At 62.5% G+C, this 11,446-nt stretch carries 13 protein-coding genes; 10 read left to right on the top strand and 3 right to left on the bottom strand.

Annotation, left to right across the window (positions count from 1 at the left end; genetic code table 11):
- Window positions 1–11: 11 nt before the first annotated feature.
- Window positions 12–257 carry a type II toxin-antitoxin system VapB family antitoxin gene (locus tag CFB24_RS21570; protein WP_088522679.1) on the bottom strand — a complete coding sequence of 82 codons (246 nt, stop codon included), beginning with the start codon at window positions 255–257 and terminating at the stop codon, window positions 12–14.
- 268 nt (window positions 258–525) lie between these two features.
- On the opposite strand from CFB24_RS21570, the gene CFB24_RS21565 reads away from it, so the two are divergent.
- The 8 genes from CFB24_RS21565 to CFB24_RS21530 all read left to right on the top strand — a co-directional run bounded on the left by CFB24_RS21565 (window position 526) and on the right by CFB24_RS21530 (window position 6,274).
- The gene (locus CFB24_RS21565) at window positions 526–900 is read left to right on the top strand and encodes a DotD/TraH family lipoprotein (protein ID WP_146610658.1); all 375 of its coding nucleotides are present in this window, start codon (window positions 526–528) and stop codon (window positions 898–900) included.
- Between the two features lie 154 nt (window positions 901–1,054).
- Window positions 1,055–1,930 carry a type IV secretory system conjugative DNA transfer family protein gene (locus tag CFB24_RS21560; RefSeq protein WP_244593361.1) on the top strand — a complete coding sequence of 292 codons (876 nt, stop codon included), beginning with the start codon at window positions 1,055–1,057 and terminating at the stop codon, window positions 1,928–1,930.
- Window positions 1,931–1,934: 4 nt separating this feature from the next.
- The gene (locus CFB24_RS21555; protein ID WP_088522676.1) at window positions 1,935–3,107 is read left to right on the top strand and encodes a type IV pilus twitching motility protein PilT; all 1,173 of its coding nucleotides are present in this window, start codon (window positions 1,935–1,937) and stop codon (window positions 3,105–3,107) included.
- A gap of 12 nt (window positions 3,108–3,119) precedes the next feature.
- Window positions 3,120–3,368, top strand: a complete 249-nt coding sequence (icmT, locus tag CFB24_RS21550; protein ID WP_088522675.1) for an IcmT/TraK family protein — start codon at window positions 3,120–3,122, stop codon at window positions 3,366–3,368.
- The gene (locus CFB24_RS21545; RefSeq protein WP_141098564.1) at window positions 3,365–3,778 is read left to right on the top strand and encodes a hypothetical protein; all 414 of its coding nucleotides are present in this window, start codon (window positions 3,365–3,367) and stop codon (window positions 3,776–3,778) included. The genes icmT and CFB24_RS21545 overlap by 4 nt, the downstream gene beginning before the upstream one ends.
- Entirely contained in the window at window positions 3,757–4,914 is a 1,158-nt protein-coding gene (locus CFB24_RS21540; RefSeq protein ID WP_244593362.1) for a TraM recognition domain-containing protein, read from the top strand. Before CFB24_RS21545 ends, CFB24_RS21540 begins: the two co-directional genes overlap by 22 nt.
- 15 nt (window positions 4,915–4,929) lie before the next feature.
- Complete coding sequence (locus CFB24_RS21535) at window positions 4,930–5,427, top strand: DUF2726 domain-containing protein (protein WP_088522673.1); 498 nt, start codon at window positions 4,930–4,932, stop codon at window positions 5,425–5,427.
- A 373-nt stretch (window positions 5,428–5,800) separates the two neighbouring features.
- Complete coding sequence (locus tag CFB24_RS21530) at window positions 5,801–6,274, top strand: Ros/MucR family transcriptional regulator (RefSeq protein ID WP_088522672.1); 474 nt, start codon at window positions 5,801–5,803, stop codon at window positions 6,272–6,274.
- Between the two features lie 139 nt (window positions 6,275–6,413).
- Here the strand turns inward: CFB24_RS21530 and recD2 are convergent, their stop codons facing one another.
- Together recD2 and CFB24_RS21520 are read right to left on the bottom strand one after the other, a co-directional pair.
- On the bottom strand, window positions 6,414–8,597 hold the full coding sequence (gene recD2, locus CFB24_RS21525; RefSeq protein ID WP_088522671.1) for an SF1B family DNA helicase RecD2: 2,184 nt from the start codon (window positions 8,595–8,597) through the stop codon (window positions 6,414–6,416).
- 16 nt (window positions 8,598–8,613) lie between these two features.
- Window positions 8,614–9,243, bottom strand: a complete 630-nt coding sequence (locus tag CFB24_RS21520) for a plasmid pRiA4b ORF-3 family protein (RefSeq protein ID WP_088522670.1) — start codon at window positions 9,241–9,243, stop codon at window positions 8,614–8,616.
- Between the two features lie 184 nt (window positions 9,244–9,427).
- Between CFB24_RS21520 and CFB24_RS21515 the strand changes: the two genes are divergently transcribed.
- On the top strand, window positions 9,428–9,766 hold the full coding sequence (locus tag CFB24_RS21515) for a hypothetical protein (protein ID WP_088522669.1): 339 nt from the start codon (window positions 9,428–9,430) through the stop codon (window positions 9,764–9,766).
- A gap of 896 nt (window positions 9,767–10,662) precedes the next feature.
- Window positions 10,663–11,446: GGDEF domain-containing protein (locus tag CFB24_RS23980; protein ID WP_141098563.1), on the top strand; the 784-nt coding region annotated here is incomplete at its 3' end.

The following is an 11,446-nucleotide window of genomic DNA, read 5'->3' as shown; positions in this document are numbered from 1 at the left end:
GTCCACGAACATCAGCGATCGCCCCACATTTCGTCGAAAGCCTCTCTCGGCAACGGGGTCTTGGCTTGAGGGCTCAGCGCGACGCCATATTTCTCGCGAAGCCGAGCGGCGGTCTGCTGCGGGGTCTCGGCGTTGCGGCGGGCGGCGATCGCCTCCTTCATCGCGATCACGATCGCTTCCGTAATGGTGACGCCGGCTATTTGAGCGAACTTGCGCGTGAGGGCGTCCGCCTCGGGATTGTTGACGTTAATCGGCATCACCGCACCATGTAGATAGATCGTTATTTTAATGTAGATTCTATCATCAACATTATCAAGCGGGGAGCGCCTTCCAGCGCCCCTCATCTTTTTTGCACGTCGTTATTCGGCTTCGCGCCATCGCACCGGAAGGTGATGGGGACGGACGAGCGATGGGTGAACGATGAGGCGAATGCTTTCAAAATGGATTTCGACTGGCGCCGTGGTTGTCGGCCTTGCGGGCTGCTCGACCGTGACGCCGATCCCGACGACCGTGGCGACCCCAGGCATGCCCAATGCCGAACTGGCGCTGCAGCAGAGCATGGCGGAGACCGGCCGCGAAATGGCGCGGATCGGCGACATGAGGCCCGCGGCCGCGGCGGCGGGGCGACCGAAGGTCGCGCCCGGCGAGCTCGACCGCGAGGTGTCGTTCCAATGGAGCGGCGCGCTCGATGACGGCGTCCGCGAATTGGCGCGGCTCGTCGGCTACGAGGTCGTGATCAGGAACGCATCGATCTTCACGCAGCGCCCGCAGGTCGCGATCGATCCCCGGCCGCGCCGGGTCTACGACCTGCTCCGCGAACTCGGCGAACAGGCCGGGGCGAAAGCCCATGTCCGCGTCGATCCCCAGCATCATCTTGTGGAGGTTGTCTACCTTGTTTAAGCGACATTTCCTCGGAAGCGTCGCTGTGGCGGCGATCTGCGCATCCGCGGCGGCGAGCGCGACGGAGCGCCCGCTTGTCGTGAAGGGGCCGCCGCCGGCGACGACCGCGCCATCGGCGCCATTTACAACGGATCGCCCGGACGGCGTGATCGTCATGCCTGTCCCACCCGCCCCCTCGCCGGAAGAGGTCGACCGCCGCGCGCATGAATTGGGCGATCCCCTCAACAAGCCGGTGACCGGCGCCCTGGAGCAACCGGCCGTGGTCGGCGGCGAGCGGCCGCTGTCGCTCGAGGTGTTGCAAGCGGCGCGGCCGGGGACGCTCCTCGGCGTTCCCGGCGCGCCGCCGCTGGAGCCGGGACGCGAGGAGACTTTGCGCGACGCCGGCGCGACCTATGGCGCCAAGGGCGGCCTCGCCGCCCGCGCTTTCGCGCTCAACGAAATGCTGCGCCGCTACGAGGACCAGCTCGACCGCACTTATGACTTCAACGCGGTCGTGCTGCGCCATCCCGGCAGCGCCATTCTGATGGTGCCGCCGATCGTGTCGGAAGCGCAAATGGCGTTCGCTTTGAGCGAACAGGGCCAGGTCGCGCGCGAGACCGCCTGCGTCTACTCGATCACGCGCGCGGCGCGGCTGGCCTCCGCTCCGCCGAACTGGCGGAGCTATCTCGTGCGCGATTGGGGCTGGCCGCGCCAGCCGGCGGACGCCGTGCTGCCGCGCACCGATCAGGAGGTCGAATACTGGAACAAGTTCGTCGCCGAAGGCTGGGCGCGCGGCGAGAAGCAGGCGGTCGATATCTACCTCGCCGATCTCGGCCGGCTCCAGCGCGACATCATGGGCATGGCCCGCTATCGGGTCTTGTTGGCGAAGAACCTCGTCGAAAATCCGCGCATCGTCTTCAACGAGAAGGCTGTCGACGGCGGCGGCGCCGAACTGCGCGGCGGCGATCGCGTGGTGCGGATCACGGCGCAGCCGGGCCTGCGCGCCAACGGCCGGCCCTGGGCTGGCGGCTCCACCGATTGTCCGAGGTGACGCCATGCTGCACAGGATCAAACATCCCGAGCCTTCGGACGAAGTCGACGACTGTGACTGGCAAGACAATGGCGAGCGCTGGGTTGTCGACTGCCGAAATCATGCGCCGGGGCTCGACAGCTTCATGAGCCATGCGCATCGCATCGGCGCGGAACAGGTCCAGTTCGCCACCTTCCAGCCGGCGGCGTTCCGTCGCTATGGGCGCAACTACAAGATCAAGTCTCGTCATGCCCTCGACGAGCGGGACTCGGCGGCGATCGTCAATCACCTCTATGGCGCGGATGGCATGGCGCGCCTGCAGAGCGGCCAGGACATCAATGTCATGTATGTGATCGGCGTGCCGCGCAAGGAGGTGTTGCGCTTTCGCGTCAACATCACGCCTTCGGTGACGAGCCAAGGGATAGGCATGCACGCCGTCATTCGGCCGGTCAAAGATCTTCCGCCGCCGTTGGAAAAGCAAAATGTCGAGCCCGCCATTCTCGCCAATTATCGCATGAACAAAGGCCTGATGATCGTCTCGGGCGCGACGGGATCGGGCAAATCGACCCTGATCGGCGGGATGACCATGGCGAAGCTGATGGACCCTGACGGCCATCACAACATCATCGAATGCGCCGAGCCGATCGAGTTCCTGCTCGACCGGGTGAAAAGTCCGACGAGCACGATCACGCAGAGCGAAATCCCTCGTAATCTGCCGAGTTTCGACGCCTTCATGGAAGGGGCGATGCGCCGCCAGCCGACCGACATCATCGTCGGCGAATGTCGCAAGCCCGAGCATATGCGGGCGACGATTCACGCGGCGATCTCCGGTCACGCCACCTCGACCACGTTGCACGCGGAGACGGTCCCGCTGACCATGCAGCGCGTCGCCAGTCTGCTGCCGCCCGATCAGATCAAGGATCAGATGATCGCGCTGGCGCAGGCGCTGCGGCTTGTCATCAACCAGAGGCTGGTGCGTGCGCCGGACGGGCGCTGGACCCCATTGCGGGAATTCCTGGTGTGCGACGCCGACTTCCGACGGCGTCTCGCGACCGCGAGAGCTGACGATTGGGCGCAGATCACCATCGAAGGCCTTGAACGCACCGGCCAACCCTATGCACGCGCGATCGAGAACGCGCTCAAGGAGGGGCGGATCAACGAAGAAACCGCCGTCGCCGTGCGGCGCGAGATCGAATGAGGAGGGTTTGACATGTGGCGTGATACTGGAAAGCCGGTCAGGGTTTGGGTGCTCGACGCCCGCGCCTGTCTGCCGGTGCTCGTCTTCGTCGTTTATTGGTCCTGGACGACCTTTTACATCGCGCTGATCGGCGTGGTGTCGTTCTCGGTGATCAGCTGGGCCGGCATGACCGTTCCGGTCACGTTGCGGTTGGTCCGCCGGCTTCTGGTCGGCCCGTTCCGCCCGGCCATTCCCGCCTGGAAATGCCGGAGGTTCGCGTGACCGAGGGGCTCAATGTCGCCTATGTGGCGGAGGTCGTGCGCCTGCTCCTGCTCGACAGCGGGCGCGACGTGGTGCTGGAGGATCGGGACGGGGGCGAGCCCATCGTCATCCCCGCCGATATGGCGGCGGCGCCGGACGGGTTGCTGCCGGTCTTCCTTTCGTCCGGCGAGGCGATCGCCCTTGACGCCTTTGGCGAGACCTTCGGCCTGAAGCTGGAGCGCGACATCGGCGCGTTCTTCTCCTGGCGGGTGGAGGCGATCGCGGCCGAGACATTCTCCGAGGTTCTCCTGGCGACCATGGAGGCGATCGCGCAGGCGACCACGGATCGCGGCATCATGGTGCTGGAGTTTCCGCGGGTGACCGTCTCGCCGCGCTCGGCAAGATCGTGGTGGCGTCCCTGCGCGGCATGATGGCGCAAATGCTGGGGTCGCGCCTGGAGGGCGATCACGACGCGATCGTCGCCAACAAGCCCGGCATAGGCGCCGCGCCGTTCCATGTGGTGCTGGACGAGGTCGCGAGCTACGCGACCTCGGGCATGGATCGGATGCTCGCCATGGGCCGCGGCCTGAACTTCATGTTCTGGCTCGGTCTTCAGGAAGTCTCAGGACTTTGGGCGCGGCTGGGGGAAAAGACCGCCTCCCTGCTCGGCAACGCCAATTTGACCGTGGCCATGCGGCTTCAGGACGCCAACCGAACCCGCGAATGGATTGAGGGCACGGCGGGGCGCACGATTGTGTCGCAAGTGTCGAATTTTCAGGCCGACGAATCCGGCGAGTTCACCGGCGCGCGATCGGCGGACCTCCGAGAAACGTCACGGATCGACTGGCGCGACCTGCAAAGCCTGATCGAGGGCGAGGCGATCATTCTGTTCGGCGGCCGACGTATCCACGCCAAACTGTTTCATGCCGACGTGAAGGTCGCCGGCCCAATGCGCTTGAACCGCTGTCTGGCTTTGCCTGCGCCGAACATCGCCAAGATCAAAGCCGAGGCCGCCAAAGCCGACGCGCTGGCGACTCGGATCGAGCGCGGCCTTGGAGCCGATGGCCGGCGCGCGGACAGGACGCCGGCGCTCGACGCCATGATCAAGGCTTTCGCACATGCGGCCGCCGGCGGGCGCGACGCGGAGACGTGTATCGCCGAGGCGCTTCGGGCGGCGGGCGAACAGGCCCGCGACATGCCGGCGCCGGAGCAATCGCTCGAAGCGTTGCTCGCATCCATGCTTGAGCGGGCCGCGGTTGCGCGGAACCGTGAGCCGGAGCCGACGCGCGGAGAGCACCTGATCGAGTCCGCCGATTTGGAGACGATCGACAAATTGCTCGCGGTCGAGGCGGCCGCCGGCGCTGAGCCTGGACCAGCGCGTGAGGCGGTGCGGCGTCTCATGGGGCTCGCCAAGGCCGGAGGGCATGTCGCGCCAGGCGCGCCGATAGCGGCGGAGCAACTCACGATCATTCGTCGTGAGATCGAGGCTTGTCGGCACGAGATTGACGCGACGCTGAACAAGAACGAAGAACCGCGTCCCGTGCGGATCGCCGGTCTGAGCCCTTGAAACAGGACGACGAGAATGTTGGATCAAGCAATTTGGCTGTTGGCGGCAGGCGTCGTCTGTTTCGTATGCGCGGTCGTCCTTCTCCGGGGACGACTGAAGTGTCGCTATCGCCGCGGACGTTTTCTCAGCGCAAACGAAAAGAAGTTTCTTGGCGCGCTCGACCGCGTCGTCGGATCAGGTCATCGTGTGTTTGTCCAGGTGCGGTTGGCCGATCTCGTCGATATCGAAAGTTGCGGAAGCGCTCGGAAAGATTTCAAGGCGCGCCGGCAGGTCTTTGGCAAGAGCGTCGACTTCGTGATTTGCAATCGTTCGACGCTCGATCCGATAATGATCATCGAAGTGGACGACGCGTCCCATGAACGTGTTGAACGCCGACGGCGCGATGTGCTGGTTGATCGCGTTTGCGCCGAGGCCGGGTTGCCGCTCTTGCGCGTGAAGGCGCGATTTGCATACAGCGAGATAGAACTTATGGGAGCCTTGCGTTCAAAAGGGCTATTCGTCTCTGATGCGTGAAACGCCGCAGACGCCGTCGGACTTTTGTCACAAGCATAGCTCTGGCACGCAGCACACAACTTTCAACCTCCATCGTTGCGCGCCAACCGAAGAACTTTTGGTGGACGTCCGCAGCCTTCTTATTTCCGTTCTACCACTGTGTGCGCCGCCATAATTCGTGCGAGCCGGGGCGGGTCCTTTTTCCATTGACGAACGAATTCGTAACCCCGAAAAGCTCCCGCTTGGCCTGGTCTGGTGCGTATTCCACCATTATCAGTGATGCTTTTTGTTGGCTTTAACCAAGAGCGAGCCTGAATAATTCACAATTTGACTTATAATTTGCAAAAGAGCTTATTACACACGGGAAACCAATTGCGACTCGTGAGGAACGCTTATGGCCGAGAATGACAATATGGCGCTTGTGGCGCAAATTTTATCATCCTATTTGGCCAATAACACCGTCGTGCCTGCCGATCTCACATCCGTCATCGAGACGGTCAAGACGGCTTTCGGTTTAGCGACGGAAACAGCGACGCCTGCTGCAATTGAAGAGCCAAAGAGGATTGAGCCGGCGGTTCCGGTCAAGAAATCCATCAACCCGGATGCTTTAACGTGCTTGTGCTGCGGCAAGCCGTTCAAGGCGCTCAAGCGCCATCTCGACGCCGAACACAACCTGTCTCCGGATGAATATCGCGCGACATTTGGCTTGAAGGCCGACTATCCGATCGTTGCGCCAAACTATTCGGCCCAGCGATCCTCCTTGGCCAAGAGCGCCGGGTTGGGCCGGAAGGCTGGCGAACCAGCGAAGAAGGCCGTCGGAAAGAAGCCGCCCAGAAGAAAGACTGCGGACAAAGCCGCAGCAGAATAGAAGCGGGGCGCTCGTTCGTCCTGCCCCGGCAACCGCTTGACCGCAGTTAGGCCAAGCAGCGGCATTCTCAGACGCGATTGCCCAATGCGGCGTTCCGCTACGGACAGAGCCCAAGCCAAGACCCGACCGGTCATGCTGGTCAGGCCCGGGCAGCCAACCACTGCTTCAGCCTCGTCCAACGCTTGTTCGCCCGCGCATTCCTGACGGCGATCGCCAGAGCCCGCTTCTGCCCCACGATCACCACCAACCGCTTGCCGCGGGTGACCGCCGTATAGACCAGGTTCCGCGCCAGCATGGTGTAGTGCTGCGTCGCCAACGTGATCACGACGGCGGGATATTCGGACCCCTGCGACTTGTGGATCGTGGTTGCGTAGGCAGGAACGACGGCGTCCAACTCCCCAAATGCATAAGTCACCTCACGACCATCGAAACTTGCGACAAGCGCGCCTTCCTCTCGGTCGATGCGAGCGACACGCCCGAGGTCGCCGTTGAAAACCTCTCTGTCGTAGTCGTTCTCGGTCTGCATGATTTTGTCGCCCGGCGCGAACACAGAACCAAACCGCTCGATCTTATCGGAAGGATTGGGGTTAAGAGCCTTTTGCAGGTCGGCGTTGAGCGATCGCGCGCCAAGCGCACCGCGCTGCATGGGGCAGAGCACCTGCACGTCGCCGACCGCGTCCATGCCAAAACGCCGCGGGATGCGGTCGCGCACGATCTCCACGACCTTGGCGGCGCCTTCCTCCGGCGTGGCCGCCTCGACGAAGAAGAAGTCGGCATCCTCGCTGCGTCGCGGCCATTCCGGCATTTTTCCTTCGTTGATCCGATGGGCGCCGACCACAATCCGGCTTTCCGCCGCCTGCCGGAACACCTCGGTCAGGCGGGCGACGGGAAGCGCGCCGGATTCAATGATGTCGGCGAGCACCCGACCGGGGCCGACGGAAGGAAGCTGATCGACGTCGCCGACCAGCATCAGCCCCGATGTCGTCGGCAAAGCTTTTAGCAAGGCGAACATGAGCGGCGCGTCGATCATGCTGGCCTCGTCGACGACCAGCAGGTCGCAGTCGAGCGGGTTGTCGGCGCCGCGTTTGAAGCCGCCTTCCTTCGGATCGGTTTCGAGCAGGCGATGAATGGTCTTCGCCTCCATGCCGGTCTGCTCGGTCATACGCTTGGCGGCGCGGCCCGTGGGCGCGGCGAGCAAGATTTTTGTGCGTTTGGCCGTCAGGATTCTGAGAATGGCGTCGAGCAAAGTGGTCTTGCCGACGCCCGGGCCGCCGGTCACGACCACGACCTTCGACTGCAACGCCATAGTAACGGCTGCGCGCTGTGACGCCGCCAGCGTCTTGCCCGTCTTCTTCTCGACCCAGCCCACCGCGACCGTAGCGTCAATTCTCGGCCAGGGCGGCGCGCCGTCACACAGGGACAACAGCCGGTCGGCGACGCCCCTTTCGGCCACATAAAGGCCGCGCAGGAAAATGCAGTCGGTTCCCTCGATGGCGTCAGCGACCACTTCCCCAGCCGACAGTTCCTCCGCAAGCGCGGCCTCAATGGGGCGGGCTGGAACGTCAAGGAGGTCGGTCGCTAAATGGATCAGCTCGGCTCGGGGCAATCCGCAGTGGCCGTCGTCGGTCGCTTCCTGCAAGGCGAAGGAGACGCCAGCGCGCAGGCGCTGAGGAGACTCCTTGGTCAAGCCGAGCCTCATGGCGATGGCGTCGGCGGTGCGGAAACCGATGCCGCGAATGTCGCGCGCAAGCCGATACGGATTCTCCGTCATCACCTGAATGGCGTCGTGGCCATAGGTTTTGAAGATCCGAACCGCGCGCGAGGTTCCCACGCCATTGGCGTGCAGGAACACCATGATGTCGCGCACGGCCTTCTGTTCGGCCCAGCCGGCGGCGATCCGCGCCGCCCGCATCTCACCGATGCCCGACACCTCCCGCAACCGCGTTGGCTCGGCTTCGATGATCTCGAAGGTTCCTACTCCGAAGGCGGCGACGATGCGCTGGGCGAGCTTGGGGCCGATGCCGCGCACCATGCCCGAGCCGAGATATTTCTCGATCCCCTCGGCGGTCGTCGGCGGCGTCGTCTTGAGAAAGTCGGCCTTAAATTGCAGCCCGTGCGTCCGATCGGTGAACCAGACGCCGACGGCATGGATGAACTCGCCAGCAGAGATCGAAGCCGCATGGCCGACGACCGGGACAAGATCACGTTGACCGCGCACCTTCACCTTCAGGACAGCGAATCCATTGTCCTCATTGTGGAACGTCACCCGCTCGACCGATCCGACGAGCGTCTCCTTGTGCGGGGCTTCAGGCGCGCTGGCCAAGTCTGCTAATCCTCTTTCAGGGACGCCTTAATCGGAAGCCGTACTCGCCCTGGGAAAGCCGAAGAGCTTTTCTGATCGCCTTGTTGGCGGCGTCGAGATCAAAACGCTCGGGGTCGAATTTCCGCCCGGCCCACCGCCGCATCGCCCTGTGCTCTTCATGCGTCGGATCGCGCCAAGCTTCGAGAAAGTCGACGTAACCCGTAGTCCCGCCTACCTCCTCGGGAGGAGAGGATCGTTCGCCGGCGACGCATCGCGGATATTTGACGCCGGCTTGCGCAGGAACGCGGCGCAACACCATCTGGTGGCGCCAGTTGTCGCCCGGATCATAAACATAGAGAATCCGAAGGCTGGCGTCCTCCTCGCAGGGGAACACCAAGTCTCGAAGCCAGACCTCTGTGGCTTCAAAGGTTTGCCGCCTGGACCACGTGTGATCGTCGAATTCCGGCGCGCCGATGATCAAACCGCCAACGTTGAATTCATGGATATGGCTGTCTGTCCAACCGAAGGCCGCCTGAAGAACTTCATGAAGCTCAGCGAAATTGAAATCGACAGGCAACTCAAGGGTGCGACTGACCCTTGGCTCAAGGTCGAGGATGTGAACATCGGCGACAATGACGAAATCGCTCGGGTGGGAGGGGCTGGTCATGAGGCGAGACTATGACGTGGGCGTCGCTCAAGGGCAATCTCATGGGAATGGTGGGGAAGGGACGGCGCGCAGTCGAGGTTATGGTCGTAGCCGAACAAACCGGCGTTCCACGGAAACGTGGCTTGTGAACGGGGCATGAAAGCGTAATTTGTCGAAACGGACGCAGTCATCACGGATGTGTGTCATGAAGCCGATATTGATGATGGTTCTCAAGTCCGACAGACGTTTTGCCGACGCTGAAGGAACCCGCGCCTATCTCGACGAAATCCAGGATGTTCGACCAACGCTTGCCCCTTACCGATACGCGCTCATCGATGTCTGGGAGCAATTCGGCGGCGACGTACGGATCGAGATCTATGAACAACCAGAAGCCGGCGACGATCGCATTCTGATGCTATGGCTGCCGGAACACCGGCGAGCCGCGATCAAAGGCTACGATTACGGCGAGTGGACATGGATGGACGCCGTCAGTCTGCGCGCGGCGTGCAGCCATTTCCTCGAACTCGCGGTGCAATTCCCATAGATTTGCACTCCCAATAAACGACGGCAAAGTCTGCCAGCCGACGTTCTGGCCCGGCGATATCGTCGATTTTGACGCGGCCCGGCGTTGCGCGCCGCCATAGCCGTGTCACTCGATTTCGTCGTCGCCTTCCATGACGTCCGCGCGTTTGCCGCTGCCGACCTGACCGCGATCGCCCCACGAGTTCCTGCGCTCTAGCGCCAACGCAAGAACATACTGGCAGCCTTCAATGGGAAAGGGGAGTTCACTGAAGGGCCGTTCCCAGCCGTGGCCCACTCTATCGCGAGCGGGTCGTCCGCGCATCTTGACGTCACTTCGACATGCCACGTTAACAGAAAATTTTAACGAGCAACCTTAGGTTGCGGTTGTGTGCCTCAAATGCGGCGCCAACGCGCGGTCCCAACCCATTCAAGGCTTTTTCCGTGCTAATGATAAGAGCAGACGGAGCGATGGAATGACATTTCTACCCTGCGACAGGTTGTCCATTCCGGCCCTATCCGCACGTGTTCTTCCCGCGCAAAACAAGCTTGACAATGCGCGCCTGGCCTTGCAGGCGCGAAGGCCGACTTGGTTCTCGCCGACAAAAATTTCGGGCCGCAGATCGACGACTAGGGAGTGTATGGTTCCTGTCAGGGGCTAATCTCTCGGCTGGTTCGGAGCATGTCTTTGCGCAGCCTGATCCGAGCACGCAATAAGCTTGGCGATAACCTCGGCCCGTCCGGATTTTTACGGCTTTCGCCCGGCGCCGCCAATTCGATCAGCTTCGACCGCCCGTGCCGTGACGTGCATCCCAGAACGTAAGCGCGGTCGAAACGACGGGCCGCGCGCCTTTGTGACTGGGGGCGTTAAGCCTACGGTTTTCCATTGCGTCTCGCGTCGCAACTGCATTGGAGAGGAATATGGCCGACACCCTGAAGCGCGCCGCCGGCCGGGGCTCGGCTGAACTGGCGCCAAAGCCAGCGGAGGTCGATATCATTGAGTGCTTTCCGTTGCCGATCGCAGTGCTCGATCACACCGGGGAAGCCGTATTGGTCAACAAGCTCTTCAACCAGAAGTATAAGCAGGAAATCCTGCATTCCCCAACAGTGCGAAAGACCATTCACGAGCGCGGCGCAGGTTGGAAGACGCTCAAAATTCCTTATGGCGTTCACGATCCCGTGGCCTGCCGAGCCCAGACCGTAGAACTGCCCGCCGGATCGATGCTGATTTTCGACGATGCGGCCGACGAAAATGTGCTTCGGCAGCTTGATCAACTCCAAGCGCAGGTCTCGGCGCTTCGGCGTTTGTGCTCCACAGACGTTTTAACCGGCGCCTGGAACCGACTCCATTTCGACGAGGTCGTCGCCGCCGAAATCGAACGAAGCGTCCGTCACCGACAGCCTGTCTCCCTGATTCTCTTCGACATCGACCACTTCAAGCGCATCAACGACACCTATGGCCATCAGGCCGGAGACTCGGTGCTTCGTGAGCTCGTTTCCGTCGTACGGAAAACCATCCGATCGATAGATATGCTCTTCCGCTGGGGCGGCGAAGAATTCGTCGTGATCGCGGCGTCGACGGGTTATCGCGGGAGCGCCGCGCTCGCAGAAAAGATCAGGGAAGCGATCGAGGCTCATCGTTTCCAAAGCGTTGGTCCAGTGACCGTCAGTCTCGGAGTCGCGGAGCGCATCGCGCCCGAGCCGG

This window comes from Rhodoblastus acidophilus, assembly GCF_900187365.1.
In the GTDB taxonomy this organism is placed as follows: Bacteria; Pseudomonadota; Alphaproteobacteria; order Rhizobiales; family Beijerinckiaceae; genus Rhodoblastus; species Rhodoblastus acidophilus.
This window is presented reverse-complemented; position numbering and strand designations above follow the sequence as displayed.